The organism is Mycobacterium sp. 1164966.3, from assembly GCF_001665395.1.
Lineage (GTDB): Bacteria > Actinomycetota > Actinomycetes > Mycobacteriales > Mycobacteriaceae > Mycobacterium.
Genome location: NZ_LZSG01000027.1, coordinates 56,164 through 74,654 on the forward strand (window position 1 = coordinate 56,164; position 18,491 = coordinate 74,654).

Here is an 18,491-nt window from a genome sequence, read left to right on the forward strand (position 1 = left end):
CCATAGTCTGGTGATCCTCCGCGGCCGGGCCGGGGGTTGCCGGCGACCGTGACGCCAGCGTCACGGTCGCGGCGACTCAGCGCGCCAGTGCCTCGGCGATGGGAAACTCGCCGTTGTTGAATTCGATGGTCCGGCCGATCGTCGAGTCGTCGGCCAATGCGGCCGCGACGACGAGCGCGACGTCCGCCCGCGTGACTGAACCCTTTCCCTCGCCGACGGCGATCCGCCCCGTCGCAGGCTCCAGGGTGAGGTGACCCGGGCCCAGGATGGTCCAATCCAAGCTGCTGGCCCGCAGGTGTGCGTCGGCGGCGGCCTTGGCCTCGGCGTACGGAAAGAACGAATTGTCCGGCGACACACCGTGGTCGGGTCGCGCACCGAAATAGGACACCATCACGAACCTTTTGACGCCTGCCTGCGCGGCGGCGTCTATCACCCGGATCGCCGCATCGCGATCGACGGCGTAGGTGCGGGCCGGGTTGCCCCCGCCGGCCCCGGCGGAGAAAACGACGGCGTCGTGACCCGCGACGAGCTCGGCCAGCGCGGCGGTGTCCAGCTGCTGGATGTCGGCGGTGACCGGTTTGGCGCCCGTTTCGGCGACGTCGCCGGCGTGGTCCGGGTTACGGAAAACCGACGTCACGTCGTCGCCGCGCTCGGCCAGGATGCGAGCCAAGTGCAGTGCGACCTTGCCGTGGCCGCCGATCACGACGATGCGCGCCACGGGCCCGACTCCTACAGCTTCACCCGGCCCATGATCAGATCGATGATCGGCTTGCCCGGAGGGTATGCCCCGGTGAGCGAGGCCATCGTGTGCCCGTAGTCCACCAGCAGCGTGATCCCGCTGATGCCGAACGCGGCGGCGCTGTTGAGGAACGCCATCACGTCGCCCATTTGCTCCGGGGTGTGGACTTTGGAGCCGGTCTCGTCCCGGTAGTCCTGCGCGAAAGTCAGCCACAGGTCGGCGTTGGCCTGCGCCAGCGGGGTGTCGGTGGGACCCGGGCAGATGGCGTTGATGCGGATGCCACGCTTCAGCAGGGGATAGCCCTGGGTTGCGACGTAGGCGTTGACCGCCTTCTTGCTGAACCCGTAGTGGATGATGCCTTCTGGCTCATGCGCCTTGACCCACGCGTCGGCCGCCGCGAAGTCAGGCGTGGCCAGGAACTCGTTCAGCAGTTCCAGGTCGTTTTCCCATCCCATGCCGGCGACCGAGGAGATGAAGCAGATCGCCGAGCCGGACGGAAGCTGATTGTTGCCTAGCAGCCGCTCGATGAGATAGCGGTGTCCGATGAAATTGATCTTCATCAGATCCGGCCCGTCGGCGACTCCGGCGGCGGAGAACACCGCATGCACCGGCCCCTCGACCTGCTCCAGCGCGGCGTCGATGGAGGCCGGGTCGCGCAGGTCCACCTGTATTGCCTTGGCGACGTCATAGTTCACCGGCGCGTAGTCCAGCACGATGACTTCGGCGCCGAGCTCGCCCGCTGACTTGGCCGCCGCCGCGCCCATGCCCGTCGCGCCGCCGACGACGAGCGCCCGCTTGCCGTCATAACGCAATCGATCGATAACAGTCATGGAAATCCCCTTCTCGGCAACTGCCAACCCGGTTCTAATTGCCCAACTGTATGGGTAACAGTTATTTGGTTCAACACCGGGTACCCGGTTGTGACTCTGACGCCTACTTCCCGCAAACCGCGACTCCGCGCAGGACGGTGTCGCGGGCGTGCAGCAACGCCGCGCGAGTGCCCACGGCACGCAGAATGTTCTCCGGTATCCACTGCATGCCGATGACACAGCGCGCCAGCATCGCGGTCGACGGCGTGTCGATGCTTATCTCTCCCGACCGGATCCCCTCGGAGAGCAGTGATTTCATCTGTCGCAGCCGCGTGGTGTACGACCAGCCCGGGTTGGTGGTCGGTGGCGACTGTCGCATCCATGCCAGCTGGATCCGGAACTCGTCGGAGAACCGATCCAACGCGTTGACGTGGACCCAACTGAGCGCGTCGAGCTTCTCGAGCGTCGACGCATCCGAGCGCAGCACGCTGACCCATCCGGCTTCGACCTTCTGCCCGAACGAACGCATGATCGAGGCCAGCAGCTCATCCTTGGATCCGATCACCCGGTAGACGGTGCCGGTGCCCAGACCCGCCGCGGATGCGATGTCCCGGATGGTGGTGACTTCATAGCCTTTTCGGCCGAACTCGGTTTTTGCAACCGCGCGCAGATGGGCCGCCTTGTCGCCAGGGTCCGCGAAGCTGTCGTCGGCCCATGTCTCGATGACCTCGCTGGCCGCGGCAATGGCCTTGGACCGATCCAGTGCGGCATCGGTGGGGGGCCGTGCTGCCAACCCGTGCAGGATGATTCGGCACATGAGCCCGGCCACCTGATCGGCGGATGCTTTGTCGCGAATGACGTCCAGACCCACCTGCAGCATGGTCTGGCAGATCCGGTCGGCCAAGGTCGGAAGGTCGATGTCGGGTTTGATGTAGCCGCTCCACCTGCCGGCGCGCAGTGTCTGCAGCATCGCGTCATGGATTGCGCTGGACTGTTGCGCGCGCTTGAGCAGTTCGGGATCCGCGCTCGGTCCCTCGTAGAACGACATCTGCAGGGCGGCCTGATGTTCCACCGCACAGTTGGCGATTGCCACTCCGAGCTCGGTGATTTGCTTGTCGGCGGGCCGCGAGTCGGGTTGGTCCAGCCTCGCCTGTGCGCGCTGGCCGATGCGGTTCAGATCGTCGTGGTAGCGCTGCGTCAGCTCGACCAGGATCGCTTCTTTGGATTCGAAGTGGTGGTACAAGCTGCCCGGGAGAATGCCTGCGGCATCGGCGATTTCCTGCAGCGAGGTCCGTAGCCCCGACGAGGCGATCAGGGATGCCGCGGTCTGCAGGATCTCGGTCCGGCGGGTTCCGGAATCGGCTGCGGTGCCGGCTTGTTCCAGTGCATCGGCTCTGGCCATATGCACCTGTCCTCCCGGTGAACCAAATCTTTGTTGAAGGCTATCAGACTGCCCGGTTGGAAAGATGCTGCTGAGCGGGCCAACCAGCCAATCTTAAAGCGGGTAGCGGCGTCACGTCGTCACACCGAGCTGGGCGGCCACGGCGAAGACTTCCTCGAAGATCGAGTCGGGCACGGTGAACGGTTCGGTTGCCGACACCTCGGAAAGATGAGCTTCGATGTCGTCGGCCGTCGGATTGCTGTCACGCGCCGCGAACCAGCCCTGACCGAGGCCGACGAAGACCCGAGCGAAACGACCAGCGCAGGCCGAGTAGTTCTGGTGGGTGAATTGGCAGGCCCGACTCGCCAGGAAGACCACGACAGGGACCACCAGCTCCGGCTTGATCACGTTCAGAAATCCGATCTCCTCAAGGGCTTTCGGGTCGCCGACGGTTTCGGTCACCATGCGGGAAAAGCCGAACGGTAGCACCGTGTTGGAAAGTATGCCGTGGTCGGCGCCCTCGATCGCGATCACATTCGACAATCCGACCAGCCCGGCTTTGGCAGCGGCGTAATGGGCTTCCAGCGGTTGTCCGAACATGCCGCCCGACGAAGAGATGAAGACGAACCGGCCGTAGCGCTGTCTCTTCATCACCCGGTAGGCGGCCTGGCTCAAATAGAACCCGCCGTCCAGGTGCACGCTGAGCATCTGCCGCCATTGCTGCGCGGACATCTCGTCGAACGGAACGCTGTTGAAGATGCCGGCGTTGCTCACCACCGCGTCGAGTCGGCCGAACCGCTCGACGGCCGTATCGACGATCGCTTCGCCGCCCTCCGGGCCGGCCACCGAGTCGTGTGATGCCACCGCGACACCGCCGGCGTTCTCGATCTCGGCGACGACCTCGTCGGCGACGGTTGCGTCGGAACCTTCGCCGTGCATGGTGCCACCCAGGTCGTTGACAACCACCGCAGCTCCGCGCCGGGCCAGCTCGAGCGCATACAACCGGCCAAGGCCTCGGCCTGCGCCGGTGACGATTGCGACCTGGTCGGTGAAGTCGATCACGGGAAATCCTTCGTCGGTTCGGAACTAGCAAGGCGTGCACCGAGTTCGGTGAGATAGCGGTCGGGGCCGCCGAGGAATTGGCTCCAGCTCAGCAGCCGCTTGAGATAGAGATGAGCGTCGTGCTCCCAGGTGTAGCCGATGCCGCCGAACACCTGGATCGCGGTGTCGCCGACGGTGGCCAGCCGCCCGGCGAACGCCTTGGCGCGCACCGCGGACAGGTGCCGCTCGTTCGGGGCGGCGTCGGCGGCCCACAGCGCGTGGATGACTCCGCTGCGGGCCAGTTCGACAGTCTCGTACATGTCGACGCACAAATGCTGGACCGCCTGAAACGACCCGATGAACTGACCGAATTGTCTTCTCGTCTTGGCATATTCGACGGCGAGCTGCATTACCGCCGTTGCCGCCCCGAGTGCGTCAGCGGCCATGGCGATGAGCACGTCGTCGACGACTGCGGCGATGTCCTCCGGCGAGGGTGTGGCGAGCAGATGCGCGTCGGCGTTGTCCAGCGTGACCCGAAACTGTTTGCGAGTCTGGTCGACTCCGCGTTCGAACGTCAATGAAACGCCTGCCGAGTCTTTGTCAACGGCGAAAAGCCCAGTGCCGTCTTGGTATTCAGCAAGTATTAGCAATACATCGGCCGCCGCGGCGTCAGGCACGCCGGTTAGCGTGGCCGACAGTGCCCCCGGCTCGCCCAGTGGAGCCAGCGTCGCGATCGTGCTGCCGTCGTCGATGCCGGCCAGAAGCTCAGCGGCCGCGTCTCCGCCGGCCCGGGTCAGCATGCGTGTCGCGGCCACCGCGCTCGACAGCCATGGCCCCGGGTGCAGGGCGGCGCCGAGTTCCTCGGCCACGATGCCGGCCTCGACCATTGTCATGCCGGCGCCGCCGTATTCCTCCGGCACGAGCAGTCCCGTCGTCCCGAGGTCGGCGAGGCCCTGCCAGACCGCGTCGTCGGTGCCGCAAGGATCATCGAGCAGCTCGCGAACGTGCCCGGATATCGGTGCTTTCTCAGCCAGGAAGCGTCGCACGGTGTCGCGCAGCGCCAGTTGCTCGTCGGTCAGCTCGAGGTTCATTTTCGTGGCAGCCCCAGTACCCGCTGGGCGGTGATGTTCTTATTGATCTGCGTCGTGCCCCCCGCGATGGTCAGCGAGCGGGAGGTCAGCCGGTAGTCGGCCCAGCGCCCGTTGCTGCCCAGCACGTCGAAGGCCAGCGCGGCCAGATCCTGCCCGATCTCACCCCATACCGTCTTGGCCAGGCTCGCGGATCCAAAAGCGTCGCCGCCGTGCAAAGTTGCCGAAATCGACCGCTGGCAAAGTACTTCCAGATACTTGATGCGGACCGCGATCTCGCCGAGGCGCCGCAGTGTGACTGGGTCTGCTCCGACGCCCGCGGCGGCGAAGCCGGCCATTAGTTCCTCGAGCCGGACCTGCAGTTCGGCGTATAGCCTTGCCGCCCCGGCACGTTCGTGGCTGAGGGTTGTGGTGGCAACTTGCCAGCCGCCGTTGAGCGGCCCGAGTAGCGCGTCCGCCGGCACCCGCGCGTCGTGGAAGAAGACCTCGGCGAAATCGGTGTCCCCGTTGAGCGTGACGAGCGGCCGGACCTCGATGCCCGGCAACTTCAGGTCAACAATCAGGCAGGAGATCCCCTGGTGTTTCGGAGCGTCGGGATCGGTGCGCACATATAGCTGACACCAGTCGGCCCGGTGCCCGAGCGACGTCCAGATCTTCTGCCCGTTGACGACGAACTCCCCGTCTCGCTGGCCGCCGTGCCGCACCGCACGGGTACGCAGGGCAGCCAGATCGGATCCGGCTTCGGGCTCGGACATGCCTTGGCACCAGATGTCGTCGGCCCGCATCATGCGGGGCAGCAGCGTCTCCTTCTGCGCCTCGGTCCCGTACTGCATGATGGCCGGAGCGATATTGTTCATGCCAATGACATTGAGCGGCAACGGAGCCCGCGCGCGAGTGGTCTCCTCGGTATAGATCAGTTGCTCGAGCACGGTCGCGCCTCGGCCCCCGTACTCTCTGGGCCAGGAGACCGCTGCCCATCCGGCCTCGGCCATGGCGCGATTCCAGTCGCGCAGCATCTCGAATGTCGCGTCGTCGCGGCCGGTGGGCCGACGAGCCGCTATCAACTCGTCGGTCAGATTGTCTGACAACCAGGCGCGCAGCTCGCCTCGGAAATGTTCCACTTCCACTGGGTATGAGAAGTCCACGTTTCCTATTCGACCTCACGCGATTGACTGCGACCAAGCCGGACTCTACGTTGGAACAGATATTTGGTCAATCGGTCAAGAAGGGTGCATTCGGAGGTTGGGCGCGGGAAACGACGCTTGTGGCGAGCAGTTTCAGGCCCTCGGCATGCTCGCTTCTGCGCTGGCGGGCCGTCCCGTGGCGGTTGCGGAACTGCCACCGGGTGAGTCCTCGTGGACGGACGGCCACACCATATACATTGACGCCTCGACGCGGCCGCAGCGGAAAATCGAGATCCTCGAGGCTGTAGCGGTGCAGGCGTCGATGATCGCGGCCGGCAGCCTGGAGACCGACGTCGTTCGTCGGTTGGTCCGACACCCGCGGTTGGCTAAGCGCTACCTTGCGATCGAGGGTCACCGCGCCCTGGTCGCCAACGGCGACTTGCTGCCGAGCATCGTGTCGACGATGGGCAACCGCGACATTGCCGGCCGCAGCGACTCGCCCGCCACGTCGCTGCGAATTGCCGAGGGACGGGAAGCGATCGACGACCCGCCGCCGGGATTCGGCGTGATCCGCGCAGCCAAGGTGCTGGCGGCGTCATCCCAGGCGGTCGCGCAAAAGGACCCGGGGACAACGCAGCATGTCCCGCGAGACCCTCAAAAGCGGGACAGCGTGCGGCAACTGGACGAGCTCGACGACGGCGAAGTCGACGCGTCGGACGATCCCGATGTGTTCACCAGCCCGGTCGGCGGCGGCGGCTTCATAGGCAAGTGGTTGAAGAAGATGCTGTCGTCCGCGCGCAAGGCCGGTCGCGGCGGCGGACCGCCGGGTGCGGACAATCCGACGCATCGCACCATCTCGGGAATTCGCGGCTTGCACGCCGTGACCTCGTTGGCGTCGACCTCGAGCGAAGACGTTGGAGACAGCGATGTGCAAGCGGACGGCATGCAGTATCCCGAATGGGATGTGACGCGCAAGCGGTATCGTCCCGGGTGGTGCACGGTGCGTGAGGTCGAGCCGACGATCAAGCCGACTGCGACTCAAGCGATCGAATCCGCCATTGGACTGCGGCGCCCGCTTTCCCGATTGGGAATGGGTCTGCACCGACGGCATCGGCAATCGCAGGGCGACGACATCGACATCGATGCCGCCGTCGAGGCCCGCGTCGAGGTGTTGGCCAGGTCGGCGCCCGACGAAGCGGTGTACCTCGACAGCCTGCGGCGCCGTCGTGACCTCTCGGTGTTGCTGCTACTCGATGTGTCCGGGTCGACGGCAGAGCCTGGAACGGTAGGGCGCACGGTGCACGAACAACAACGTGCGGCCGTCGCCAACCTCACCGTCGCACTTCATGATCTCGGTGACCGGGTTGCGCTCTACGCCTACTTCTCCCAGGGCCGAGGAGCGGTGAACATGGTGCCGGTCAAAAGGTTTGACGACCCTCTCGACGCCCGGGTGATACGGCGGCTGAACAGTTTGGAACCTGGTGCTTACTCCCGCCTGGGTGCGGCGATTCGTCACGGCTCGGCGGTCCTGGAGGCTCGCGGAGGCACGACGCGGCGGTTGCTGGTTGTGCTTTCCGACGGTCTCGCTTACGACCACGGCTACGAGCGGCCCTATGGTGCCGCGGATGCGCGCCGCGCGTTGACCGAAGCGCGCCGACGGGGCACCGGCTGTGTATGCCTGACGATCGGCGCCGGAACTGATGTGCAATCGCTGCGACGAGTGTTCGGCACCACTGCGCACGCGACTATCGCCCGCCCAGATCAGCTCGCTGGTCTGATCGGGCCGCTGTTCCGGTCCGCGCTGCGCTCGGCAGAGGTCCGCCGGAGAGTGTCATGACGACGGCCGACCTTGAAACAAACATCTGTTCCGGTTAGGCTCCGAAACAACTAGCAGAAGGGAAGCCATGGCCAAGGAGTCCGGGGTGGTGCACCGGAACGGCGCGACCCCCGAGGCGGAGAACTTGCGGCCCTATTACAAAACGGTCGGCAGCGAAGAGGCGGTATTCAAGGCGGCCTACCACCAAGGTTTGGCACTCGTGCTCAAGGGACCGACGGGTTGCGGCAAGACCCGCTTCGTCGAGGCCATGGCCCACGACCTCGACCGGCCGCTGATCACCGTGGCCTGCCACGACGACCTCACCACGGCGGACCTCGTCGGACGGTATCTGTTGCAGGGCGACGAGACGGTGTGGGTGGACGGTCCGCTGACCCGAGCGGTGCGCGAGGGCGCGATCTGCTACCTGGACGAAGTAGTGGAGGCCCGGCAAGACACCACGGTGGTGCTGCACCCGCTCGCCGACCACCGCCGCCAGCTGCCCATCGAGCGGTTGGGGATCACCCTGGACGCCGCACCCGGCTTCGGCCTGGTGGTGTCATACAACCCCGGCTACCAGAGTGTGCTCAAGGATCTGAAGGATTCGACCCGTCAGCGCATGGTCGCGATCGAATTCGGTTTCCCCGCAGCCGATATCGAAGAGGAGATAGTGGCGCACGAAGCAGGGGTGGACAGTGCTGCGGCGGCCGAGCTGGTGCGGTTCGGCCAGGCAATTCGGCGGTTGGAAACCGGCGGACTGCGTGAGGTGGCGTCGACGCGCGTGCTCATTGCGGCCGGCCAGCTCATTGCCGAGGGCTTGACTACGCGAGAGGCCGCCCGGGCTGCGATCGCCGGACCGCTCACCGACGACGTGGCCGTGGGCCGGGCCCTGAACGAGATGATCGACGTCTACTTGGGCGGGGACGGATGGAACTGACGTGTGCCGGTGCAGGCCGTTACCATTACTGCGCGAACAAATATTAGGTTGCTCACGGATCCATGCCGGTGACTCGTCACGCGGCTTTTCAAGGAGGTCAGATGTCCTACGAAAGCAGCGCCGAGCCGATCAAGGTCGGCTACCTGATGGACTTCACCTTGCCGCCGATGTTTCCCGAGGAGATGAAGGCGGATTTCACCCAGTGCTTTGACCTGGTATTCGAGGAGGCCGTTGCAAGCGGGGCGCTGGACCGGCCCGTGCAAATGGTTTACCGCGAAGTGGAGGGGCTGCCGAAGGGATCGGTCAAGGCCGTGATCGATGTGTTCGGTGAGCTCGTCGACGAAGGCTGTCTGGTGGTGTTCGGACCGCACATCACCGACAATTGTGTGCCGACTCGCGAAGCGATCGAGGAGCGGTTCAAGGTTCCGGCGATCGGGGTCACCGGCACCGACGACTGGCTAGGCGAATGGACGTTCTCCTTTCCGCAGGGATCGATGACCGACGAGCCGATCTTCATCGCCGACCTCGTCGCCAAACGCGGGCTCTCCGACATCGGGGTGCTCGTCGAACAGAACCTCATAGGCGAAAGCTACTTGAAGAATCTGCGAAACGCTTGTCGCCGCAATGGCATTCGGATTGTGGCGGAAGCACCGATCGCGCAGACCGCCCAGGACATCAATGAAGCCGTGCGTACCCTTCACGATGCCAAAGCGGAAGCGATCGTCCACCTGGGCTTCGGCTTCGGGATCGTGTTCATCAATCCCGCCTTGCAGGCCGTCGACTGGGACCCGCCGCGATTCACCACCACGGCTTTCCAGAACGCGTGGGTGAACCCGATCATGTGGAACGCGTTCATGGGCTGGATCGGGGTCGATCAGTACGACGAAGAGAATCGGATCGGCCAGGACTTCCTCGATCGTTATGCCCAGAAGTACGGAGGCAGGCGCCCGGAATACTGCGTGCCGGTGGTCAACCGGGACGTCGCCGCCACACTCGTGCGCGCGTTCACCGATGCACACCCGCTCAGCCCGCGCGGGGTCAAGGAGGCGCTGGAGCGGGTGAAGATGATGCCCGCCGCCTCGGGGGCGCCCGGCACCCGAGTGTCGTTCGGCAAGTGGACTCGCCGGGCCTGGATGGGTGCCGGCTATCTGGTGGCGCGAACCCTCGATGCCGACGGCATCAACTCGCACTTGGTAGATCGTTTCGGAGAGTGAGGCCGACACCATGACGACTGAACAGTTGCCGGCACACGAGGAGCCCACCCGGGCGCGTGAGACCAAAAAGCGTAGTTGGGGCGGTTGGATCGCCGGCGCCGCGCTGGCGGCGTTCGTACTCTTCTTCATCGCGAACATGCGCGTCGCCCTCGACCCCCGCGTCGCCAACCCGAACGTGCAGGGCCGGCCCCGCCCCGTCAAGTTCATCTTCGGCTTGGACTACATCGCGTTTCTGCACATTGCGACGATCGTCTTGCTGCTGGTGCTGCTGGTCATATTCATTCGGGGCTGGCGACGCAACCCGGGCAGCCCGGCGATGCTGATGTTCCTGTGCACCACCCTGATCGTCTGGCAAGACCCGATCATGAATTGGTCCCCTTTCGCGGTATACAACCCCGACCTCATCCACTGGCCGGAGTCGTGGCCCTTGGTGTCGCTGTCGCCGACCGTCGAGCCGTTCGTCGTGTTCGGCTACGTCCTCTTCTATTTCGGGCCCTACTTCCCGGCGGTCTGGATCTTGCGCAAACTGCAGGCCAAGCGTGGGCCGCAAGCGTTTGTGTCGCGCCACCCGCTGGTCAGCCTGGGCTTGCTGACCTGTGCAATCGGCTTCGTCTTCGATATGTTCTTGGAGATCCCGCTGGTCCACATGGGCATGTACATCTACTCTCAGGTCATTCCGTGGGGTTCGGTATTCACCGGCACGACGTTCCAGTTTCCGCTGATCTGGGAGTCGTTCTCGGTGACGTTCGTGATGGTGCCCGCGGCCATACTGTGCTATCGCGACGACACGGGTAAATCGGTGGCGGAGAAGCTCGCCGCCAAGGCCAAGGTATTTCCGACGCGTCCGGTGTTGGGCACGTTCCTGGTGATGTTTGTCATCATCAACGTGTCGTACTTCGCCTACGGCGCATGGTTCGCGGTCATCAAGGCCAGTGGAGCGGCTACCTCAGTTGCCTGCCCGTGGCCCTACCCGGAAGCGAAAGTGTATGACCCGCAAGGCTATTACGAGAAGGCGGGTGCGCAGGGACCGTATTCGGTCGGCATCTGGTCGACCTGGATGAGCGGCCAGCCGAACGGGCGTCCCCATGTCGACCCACCCCCTGCGGGCCAAGGCGCCTGTGCGACTTCACCGAGCGCGCATGGCTGAGCCGCGCACCGTCGTCATCACCGGCGCGTCACGCGGACTCGGCTTCGCCTCGGCGGTGCGCTTGTATCGCGAGGGCTGGCGGGTGGTCGCGGCCATGCGCACACCCGACCCGGGGATGGCGCGGCTGCGCGAGGCGACGGGGGCGGGCGAGGACGACGACCGGCTGATCGGGGTGCAACTCGACCTGTGTGACCCCGCATCGGTCGCCGCTGCCGGCAAGGCAATTGGAGAAGCTGTGGGCGCACCCTATGCGGTCGTACACAACGCGGGGATCGCCGCCGGCGGAATGGTGGAGGAAGCGGGAACGCAGTTGTGGCAGAACATGTTCGCCACGCATGTCTTCGGCCCGGTCGAACTCACCAAGGCGTTGTTGCCGACCATGCGCGCGGCGGGCGAGGGCCGCATCGTGCTGGTGTGCAGTGCGGCCGGGGTGCGCGGTCAGCCGGCGGCGGCGCCGTATGGCGCGGCCAAGGGAGCCGTGGAGCGGTGGGGCGAGTCATTGGCGGGTGAGATCGCGCCGTTCGGACTTGGCGTCACCATCCTGGTGGCGGGAATGTACGACACGGACATCATCACCGACGACGGCGTCACCGATGACCGCGACCTCAACGGCCCCTACGCCCGACTGCACCCGACCATCTACGCCCGTGGCCGCTTCGCGACCAGCTTCGCCCGTCCACCCGAACGGTTCACCGACGGGTTGGTTAAGGCATTGGCCGACACGAGCCCGTTCCGGCGCCGCGGTGTCGGAACGGACGCGTCAATATTGTTGGTGGCCAACCGGTTTCTTCCGGCGATAGCTATGCACCACATGTCGCGGATCTTCTTGGGCATACCCAGACGCGGCTCGATGCGGCGCGGCGCCTGGCCCTTGACGGCGGGCCAAAAAGCAATGGTGTTCGCCGCGCGCGTCATCCCGCAGCCCGTAGTGCGGCGGCTGGCCGCCCTGGCGAAGAAGGACTAGAAGGAGCACCAATGGATCAGCTTTTTGACGACCTGGAGGATTTCGGCTCCTTCGACGATGCCATTTCCGGTGACGTGCGTGATCCGTACACCGAGCTGGCTCGATTGCGCCGCGTGGAACCGGTGCAGCGGCTTGAGACGTCGGGCGCATTGCCGCACGAGGAATCGAAGCCGATGTTCATCGTGTATCGCCACGAGGACGTCCAGCAGATGCTGCGTGACAACGAAACGTTCTCGTCGTCGGCCGTGATCGCGGCCTTCGGTCCCGTGCTCGGCGAGGGCGTGATGCTCGGTATGGACGAGCCGATCCACGGCCGGCTCCGTTCGTTGGTGTCAAAGGCGTTCTCGCAAAAGGCATTGGCTCGCTGGCAAGACGAGTTGGTCGGCAGGGTGGCCAACAGCCTGATCGACAGGTTCGCACCGAACGGTAAGGCAGATCTGGTGAAGGAGTTCACCTTCGACTATCCGAGCCAGATCATTGCGGGTCTATTGGGCTTGCCCGAAAAGGACTACCCGCAGTTCCAGCGATGGTCGATTTCACTGCTGAGTTGGCTGATGAATCCGGAACGCGGGCTCGCGGCCTCGGCCGCCCTGTGTGACTACTTCGCGCCCCGCCTCCCGGCCCGCCGCGCCGAGCCGAAGGACGACCTGATCAGCGCGCTTGCCGCGGCCGAGATCGACGGGGAGAAGCTCGCAGACGAAGAGATCTTCTCGTTTCTGCGACTGCTGCTCCCCGCCGGCGTGGAGACGACCTATCGAGCGCTCGGCAGCCTCCTTTTCGGCTTGTTGTCCGATCCGCCACAACTCGACGCGATCCGCGCCGACCGCTCGCTGCTGCCGCAAGCGATCGAGGAGGGCGTGCGGTGGGAACCGCCCTTGTTGACCATCACCCGGGTGACGACCCGTGACACCGAACTCGGCGGGGTGCAGATACCTGCCGGCTCGACGGTGATGCCGATGCTGGGCTCGGCGAACCGGCAAGAGGATCGCTATCCCGACCCCGACACGTTCAACATCCACCGGCAGCAAAAGCCGAATCTGGGCTGGGGGCACGGCGTACACGTATGCCTCGGTATGCACCTCGCCCGCCTCGAAATGCGCACCGCCGTCAATCTTCTGCTGGATCGGTTGCCGAATCTGCGGCTAGACCCCGACGCCGACGACCCGCACATTCGCGGGCAGGTTTTCCGGTCTCCTACTTCGCTTCCCGTGTTGTTCGATCTCCAGTAGGCCGACCCCCACCAAGGCGACAGCTTGCCAATCGGCTAGTTTCCAGTAAGGCTCTCCGTAGAGCCCGCTAACGAGTCAACAGAGAGTGACAGACATGGCTGACACTGTAAAGGTCCGGTTCGAGCCGAAAATGATGATCGACGGCAAGCTCGTCGACGGCCAGGCCGGCACCTTCACGAACATCAACCCTGCTACCGAGGAATCGCTTGGCGAGGTCGCCGATGCGTCGAAGGAGGACATGCACCGGGCCATCGACGCCGCCCGGCGAGCCTTCGACGAGTCCGACTGGTCGACCAACCGGGAACTGCGCAAGCGCTGTTTGCTGCAGCTGCACGACGCAATCGAGGAGGAGAAGGAAGAGCTGCGCGAGGAGCTCATTCTCGAGGTTGGGTCGCCGCGGGCGATCACCTTCGGTCCGCAGCTGGATGCCCCGCTGGCCGACGGCTTGAAGTACCCCGCCAGGCTGATCGACGAGTACGCCTGGGAAACCGACCTCGGTGACCGGGTGATCAGCCTCACCGGCGCGAACACGTCGATCAAGGTTTGGCGCGAGCCGGTGGGCGTGGTGGGCGCGATCGTGCCGTGGAACTTCCCCTTCGAGGTGACGCTCAACAAACTCGGCCAGGCACTCGGCACCGGCAACACCGTCGTGCTCAAGCCGGCCCCCAACACTCCGTTCAACGCGACGCGGCTGGGTCGGCTGATCGCCGAGAAGACCGATATTCCGGCCGGCGTGGTCAACGTCGTGACCGCATCGGATCACTTTGTGGGCGAGGAGCTTACGCTGTCGCCCAAGGTCGACCTGATCTCGTTCACCGGCTCGACGGTGGTGGGCAAGCGGATCATGGAAAAGGGTGCGGCAACGATGAAGCGGCTGTTCCTCGAGCTCGGCGGCAAGTCGGCCACCATCGTTTTGGAGGACGCCGACTTCGGGTTGGCCTGCGCAATCGGCATCGCGCCGTGTATGCACGCCGGCCAGGGCTGCGCCAACCCGACGCGGATGTTGCTGCCGCGCTCGCGCTACGAGGAGGGTGTGGCGATCCTCAAGAGCATCTACGAGAACGTCACCTGCGGCGACCCGCAAGACCCCGGAACGTTGTGTGGCCCGGTGATTTCGGCGAAACAGCAGGAACGGGTCATGGGTTACATCCGCAAGGGCGTCGAAGAGGGCGCCACGGCTCTGGTCGGCGGGCCAGACGCACCCACCGGCTTCGATAAGGGATTCTTCGTCAGGCCAACGCTTTTCACCGACGTCGACAACAAGATGACGATCGCCCAAGAAGAGATTTTCGGTCCGGTGCTGTCCGTCATCCCGTTCGACGACGAAGAGGACGCGATCCGGATCGCCAACGACAGTATGTATGGGTTGGCGGGCAACGTGATGTCGGGCTCGCTGGAGCACTCGCTGGCGGTGGCACGCCGGATCCGGGCCGGCTTCATCGGCGTCAACGGTGGCGCACCGTACGGCGCGGACACACCGTTCGGCGGCTACAAGTACAGCGGGGTGGGCCGCCAGAACGGTATCGCCGGATTCGATCAGTACACCGAGATCAAGTCCGTAGGGTATCCCGCGGGGTAAATGGACCGCGAGTTTGTGTTCGCCGCCGTCGCCGATGAGCGACACCGGATCGCAAATTTGTTGGACAGCTTGGACGATGCGCAGCTGGCTGCGCCAAGCTTGTGCGCGGGCTGGAACGTCAAGACGGTAGCCGCGCACATCGTGAGCACGGTCGTCGACGGCACCCCCGCATTCCTCCGGCTTGCCGTGCGCCGAGGGAGCATGGCCCGCGCGATCGACGAGTTGGCGAGGCAACGTGCCCGGCTACCCGCCGCAGAGATTGTTGCCAGCCTGCATCGATGCGCCGATCGGCAGATCAGCCCGCCGTTGTTCGGACCCCTCGACCCCCTCGCGGACATCCTGGTGCACGGCGGCGACATCAGCATCCCGCTGGGTCTGCCGTTCGCGCCCGAGCCACAATTGGCTGCGCTGGCGATGGATTTTCTGACCGGTCCGTGGCCCTTCGGATTCGTGCCTGTTTGCCGCTTACGTGGGATTAGCCTGCACGGCAATGATGTTCGCCGGGCCTGGGGTCGCGGCGCGGAAATCCGCGGCCCGGTGGCCGCCCTGATGATGGCGGTCAGCGGCCGCGTCGCCCTGCTGCACCTGCTCGACGGTCCGGGGTTGCCAGTACTGCGTTCGCGTCTGCCAGCTTGACCTAATCTTTGTTCCGGCATAGATTGAGTTGCGGTCGGGATAGGGGAGACCGGCGTTTCCTCGATTCGGAAAGAGCCAATGACACCTCGAAGCCATCATGGAAACCAGCGACATGCCCGGCGGTCAGCGTGCCCGCACCCCGAACGTCCGGGAGCACATGGCATTCGGACGCGGCAAACATTCCCGCCCCGGCGCCCCGCCGGCTCGGGTCGAGGCCGAATTTCCCTGAGCCGCATCCTCGATCGGATGTCGGACATCAGCATTCTCGAGCCAAAACACGGTCCCGTTAATGCGCCTAGCTATACCTACGAACCGAGCTGGCAGATGCGTGGCCTCACTGCGCTGCACCTCGCCTTCAGTCCGATCTCATGACTGCCGAGCTCGCCGAGTTTGATCCCGGCTTCACCAAGCGCCTGGTCGAGGCGGCGGCCCCGATTGCCAAGCGCTGGTTTCGTTTCGAGGTGCACGGGCTGGAATCCCTGCCAACCAAAGGCGGGGCACTACTTGTTTCCAATCACTCGGGTGGGATGCTGACGCCCGACGTGCTGATCTTCGCCGCAGCCTTCTATGACCGATTTGGCTACGGTCGTCCCCTGTACACCCTTGGTCACGACGGATTGTTCGTCGGACCGATGGCGGATTGGTTGCGCCGTGTCGGCACGATCCGCGCCAGTTCGGAAAACACTGCCAACGCGCTGCGAGCGGGCGGAGTTGTACTGGTCTTCCCGGGCGGGATCTATGACGCGTACCGACCGACGCTGGCGTGCAACGTCGTCGACTTCAACGGACGCACGGGATATGTCAAATCCGCAGTGGACGCCGGTGTGCCGATCGTGCCGGCGGCGTCGATCGGCGGGCAGGAAAGCCAGCTGTTCTTGACTCGCGGCACGTGGCTGGCCAAGCGGCTGGGCCTGTCGCGCTGGCGGTCCGACATTCTGCCGCTGACCTTCGGCTTTCCGTTCGGGCCCAGTGTGATCATGCCGCCCAATCTGCCGTTGCCGACCAAGATCGTCACCGACGTCTTGGAACCGATCGACATCGTCGCGAGGTTCGGGCACGAACCCAACTTCGCCGACGTCGACGCGCACGTCCGCTCGGTGATGCAGACCGCTTTGGATCGGCTGGCCCGCAAGCGGAGGCTGCCCATCCTGGGCTAAGACTGGGCGGTTGCCGCCGGCATGGCGGTGTCAACTGTGGTCAGCTCGCCGGAAAAGCCTGCCGCAGTTCGAATTTCGCGGAAAGCGTGGATCATGGCGTCCGTCGCCTCGTGGGTGTCGCGCAGGGTGCGGTCGTCGGCGATAACCGAGATGTTTAGTTGGTCGACATAGCTCCACACGGTGATGTTCATGCCGCAAGCGGTGATAAGTGGTCCGACGGAATAGATTTCACTGATCGGAGCGCCCGCCAAATGCCCGCGCTCGCGGGGTCCCGCCACATTGGATATCGGGATGTTGAAGAGCTTGTTTCGCGCATTCCGTCGCCCCATCCAATTGAATACAGGAGGAGCGGCCAGAGGTGGCAAGTAGTCGATCAAGCGGGCCGTCACCTTCGGACCAAGCAGTTCGCTGTTCTCTTTGGCGATGCCGGTGCCCAGCGCGGTCAATCGCACCCGCTCCAGCGGATCGTCGACATGGGTAGGCAGCGAGACCACCATGCCGCCCAGTTCGTTGCCGGTGATCCGGTGTGGCGACCTGTCCGTGCTCGCCGGCACCGAAGTGATAAGGGGTCGGTCGGCGCGGCCGTCGTAGCGGAGCAACAACTCCCGCAAGCCGCCGGCGGCCATTGCCATCACCACATCATTGATGGTGATCCGCAGATGCTTGCTGGTTTCCTTCACCTCCGCCAGCGACAACGTCGCGGTGGCGAAAGTCCGCGCCGGTGAGACCACGTGGTTGAGGAAGGTCGGCGGCGCGTGGAGAAGCCGCGCCAGATCTGGCTGCCTACCGCGTTCGCGAGAACGCCGCCACACGCGACGCAAACCGGAAAGCGAATCGGCGACGACCCCGGGCAGTGCGACCGCCTGCTGAGCGTGGTCTCGGCCCGCCGCGCGTAATAGCTCTGCAGTGGACGGGGGTACGCAATTCGCGTCGTCGTCGCGTTCGTCCTGGACCGGCCCGTCCATGTCCATGATTCTGGCCAAGAGATTCGCCGACGCCACCCCGTCGGCCAGAGCGTGGTGCATCTTCCCGATGAGCGCGACTTTGTGGTCGGCCATCCCTTCGGCAAAGTGAAATTCCCAGAGCGGCCGGCTGCGATCCAGTGGAGTGCTGGCGATTTTCCCGATCACCTCGTCCAGCTCTCGGCGGCCACCGGGCGAGGGCACCTGCACTCGCCGCAGGTGGTAATCCAGATCGACCTCACAATTTTCCAGCCACATCGGATGGTGCAGTCGCAAGGGGATGTCGACGAGCTTGTAGCGCAACGGATCCAGCCGATGCAGCCGGCGCCTTAGCGTCTGCCTGAACAGCTCGAAGGTGAACTCTCCGGCACAGTCGGCAGTGTCGATCACAGCGACCTTCAAGGTGTGCGTGTGCAGGTTGGGCGTCTCGCTGTAGAGCAACATTGCGTCCATGCCGTTGAGCCGCTTCACACCCGATATTCGACCACTATCGCGGACGCCAAGTAGGCCATCTGAACAAATCTCTGGGTCATTTGTCGAGGTGGCAGGCGGCACCCTCGGGCAGCGCAACTGCGCCCAAAGCCACCTCCGACTGGCTAGCCGCGCGTTCCACGCGATTATTTGTGCACATCCGCGCGACAACCGTTGCGGACCAGTCGATTACCGCTACA

Annotated in this window: 16 protein-coding genes and 1 pseudogene; 10 read left to right on the plus strand and 7 right to left on the minus strand. The window is 64.8% G+C overall.

The window, feature by feature from the left end; translation table 11 throughout:
• Positions 1-76: 76 nt before the first annotated feature.
• The 6 genes from A9W99_RS09675 to A9W99_RS09700 form a co-directional block, all read right to left on the minus strand.
• The gene (locus A9W99_RS09675; RefSeq protein WP_067376218.1) at positions 77-718 is read right to left on the minus strand and encodes an SDR family oxidoreductase; all 642 of its coding nucleotides are present in this window, start codon (positions 716-718) and stop codon (positions 77-79) included.
• A gap of 11 nt (positions 719-729) precedes the next feature.
• Complete coding sequence (locus A9W99_RS09680; RefSeq protein ID WP_067239632.1) at positions 730-1,569, minus strand: SDR family oxidoreductase; 840 nt, start codon at positions 1,567-1,569, stop codon at positions 730-732.
• 103 nt (positions 1,570-1,672) lie between these two features.
• Positions 1,673-2,950 carry a TetR/AcrR family transcriptional regulator gene (locus tag A9W99_RS09685; protein ID WP_067376220.1) on the minus strand — a complete coding sequence of 426 codons (1,278 nt, stop codon included), beginning with the start codon at positions 2,948-2,950 and terminating at the stop codon, positions 1,673-1,675.
• Positions 2,951-3,061: 111 nt separating this feature from the next.
• Positions 3,062-3,991, minus strand: coding sequence for an SDR family NAD(P)-dependent oxidoreductase (locus A9W99_RS09690; protein WP_067376222.1), 930 nt, complete (start codon positions 3,989-3,991; stop codon positions 3,062-3,064).
• Positions 3,988-5,061, minus strand: coding sequence for an acyl-CoA dehydrogenase family protein (locus A9W99_RS09695; RefSeq protein WP_067376224.1), 1,074 nt, complete (start codon positions 5,059-5,061; stop codon positions 3,988-3,990). Before A9W99_RS09695 ends, A9W99_RS09690 begins: the two co-directional genes overlap by 4 nt.
• Entirely contained in the window at positions 5,058-6,203 is a 1,146-nt protein-coding gene (locus A9W99_RS09700) for an acyl-CoA dehydrogenase family protein (protein WP_067376227.1), read from the minus strand. The genes A9W99_RS09695 and A9W99_RS09700 overlap by 4 nt, the downstream gene beginning before the upstream one ends.
• Before the next feature lie 145 nt (positions 6,204-6,348).
• Here A9W99_RS09700 and A9W99_RS09705 point away from each other — a divergent pair, with 145 nt between their 5' ends.
• The 10 genes and pseudogenes from A9W99_RS09705 to A9W99_RS09745 all read left to right on the plus strand — a co-directional run bounded on the left by A9W99_RS09705 (position 6,349) and on the right by A9W99_RS09745 (position 16,858).
• The gene (locus A9W99_RS09705) at positions 6,349-8,019 is read left to right on the plus strand and encodes a nitric oxide reductase activation protein NorD (RefSeq protein ID WP_082929935.1); all 1,671 of its coding nucleotides are present in this window, start codon (positions 6,349-6,351) and stop codon (positions 8,017-8,019) included.
• A 67-nt stretch (positions 8,020-8,086) separates the two neighbouring features.
• The gene (locus tag A9W99_RS09710) at positions 8,087-8,932 is read left to right on the plus strand and encodes a CbbQ/NirQ/NorQ/GpvN family protein (protein WP_067376228.1); all 846 of its coding nucleotides are present in this window, start codon (positions 8,087-8,089) and stop codon (positions 8,930-8,932) included.
• Positions 8,933-9,033: 101 nt separating this feature from the next.
• Positions 9,034-10,146, plus strand: a complete 1,113-nt coding sequence (locus tag A9W99_RS09715; protein ID WP_067376229.1) for an ABC transporter substrate-binding protein — start codon at positions 9,034-9,036, stop codon at positions 10,144-10,146.
• A gap of 10 nt (positions 10,147-10,156) precedes the next feature.
• Positions 10,157-11,293, plus strand: a complete 1,137-nt coding sequence (locus A9W99_RS09720) for a spirocyclase AveC family protein (RefSeq protein ID WP_067376230.1) — start codon at positions 10,157-10,159, stop codon at positions 11,291-11,293.
• Positions 11,286-12,257: an SDR family oxidoreductase gene (locus A9W99_RS09725; RefSeq protein WP_067376231.1), complete on the plus strand. Its 972-nt coding sequence runs from the start codon at positions 11,286-11,288 to the stop codon at positions 12,255-12,257. The genes A9W99_RS09720 and A9W99_RS09725 overlap by 8 nt, the downstream gene beginning before the upstream one ends.
• 11 nt (positions 12,258-12,268) lie before the next feature.
• Positions 12,269-13,486, plus strand: coding sequence for a cytochrome P450 (locus tag A9W99_RS09730; protein WP_067376232.1), 1,218 nt, complete (start codon positions 12,269-12,271; stop codon positions 13,484-13,486).
• Positions 13,487-13,580: 94 nt separating this feature from the next.
• Positions 13,581-15,065: an aldehyde dehydrogenase family protein gene (locus A9W99_RS09735; protein ID WP_067376234.1), complete on the plus strand. Its 1,485-nt coding sequence runs from the start codon at positions 13,581-13,583 to the stop codon at positions 15,063-15,065.
• Positions 15,066-15,701 (plus strand): maleylpyruvate isomerase family mycothiol-dependent enzyme, encoded by a 636-nt coding sequence (locus A9W99_RS09740; RefSeq protein ID WP_067376235.1) that lies wholly within the window; start codon positions 15,066-15,068, stop codon positions 15,699-15,701.
• Between the two features lie 139 nt (positions 15,702-15,840).
• Positions 15,841-16,073 (plus strand): annotated as a pseudogene (locus A9W99_RS26005) (cytochrome P450); the annotation flags it as partial.
• A complete protein-coding gene (locus A9W99_RS09745; protein ID WP_067376237.1) occupies positions 16,070-16,858 on the plus strand; it encodes a lysophospholipid acyltransferase family protein in 789 nt (262 codons plus the stop codon). The pseudogene A9W99_RS26005 and the gene A9W99_RS09745, both read left to right, overlap by 4 nt.
• On the opposite strand, the gene A9W99_RS09750 is transcribed toward A9W99_RS09745, so the two are convergent.
• Entirely contained in the window at positions 16,855-18,291 is a 1,437-nt protein-coding gene (locus A9W99_RS09750; protein ID WP_067376239.1) for a wax ester/triacylglycerol synthase family O-acyltransferase, read from the minus strand. The genes A9W99_RS09745 and A9W99_RS09750 overlap by 4 nt on opposite strands.
• Positions 18,292-18,491 lie beyond the last annotated feature (200 nt).

Bases quoted from the DNA above. Each gene is read 5' to 3' on its own strand.
- A9W99_RS09710 (WP_067376228.1), top strand. From the start codon at position 8,087: ATGGCCAAGGAGTCCGGGGTGGTGCACCGGAACGGCGCGACCCCCGAG.
- A9W99_RS09715 (WP_067376229.1), top strand. From the start codon at position 9,034: ATGTCCTACGAAAGCAGCGCCGAGCCGATCAAGGTCGGCTACCTGATG.
- A9W99_RS09730 (WP_067376232.1), top strand. From the start codon at position 12,269: ATGGATCAGCTTTTTGACGACCTGGAGGATTTCGGCTCCTTCGACGAT.
- A9W99_RS09685 (WP_067376220.1), bottom strand. From the start codon at position 2,950: ATGGCCAGAGCCGATGCACTGGAACAAGCCGGCACCGCAGCCGATTCC.
- A9W99_RS09735 (WP_067376234.1), top strand. From the start codon at position 13,581: ATGGCTGACACTGTAAAGGTCCGGTTCGAGCCGAAAATGATGATCGAC.
- A9W99_RS09720 (WP_067376230.1), top strand. From the start codon at position 10,157: ATGACGACTGAACAGTTGCCGGCACACGAGGAGCCCACCCGGGCGCGT.
- A9W99_RS09740 (WP_067376235.1), top strand. From the start codon at position 15,066: ATGGACCGCGAGTTTGTGTTCGCCGCCGTCGCCGATGAGCGACACCGG.
- A9W99_RS09695 (WP_067376224.1), bottom strand. From the start codon at position 5,061: ATGAACCTCGAGCTGACCGACGAGCAACTGGCGCTGCGCGACACCGTG.
- A9W99_RS09745 (WP_067376237.1), top strand. From the start codon at position 16,070: ATGACTGCCGAGCTCGCCGAGTTTGATCCCGGCTTCACCAAGCGCCTG.
- A9W99_RS09725 (WP_067376231.1), top strand. From the start codon at position 11,286: ATGGCTGAGCCGCGCACCGTCGTCATCACCGGCGCGTCACGCGGACTC.
- A9W99_RS09705 (WP_082929935.1), top strand. From the start codon at position 6,349: ATGCTCGCTTCTGCGCTGGCGGGCCGTCCCGTGGCGGTTGCGGAACTG.
- A9W99_RS09680 (WP_067239632.1), bottom strand. From the start codon at position 1,569: ATGACTGTTATCGATCGATTGCGTTATGACGGCAAGCGGGCGCTCGTC.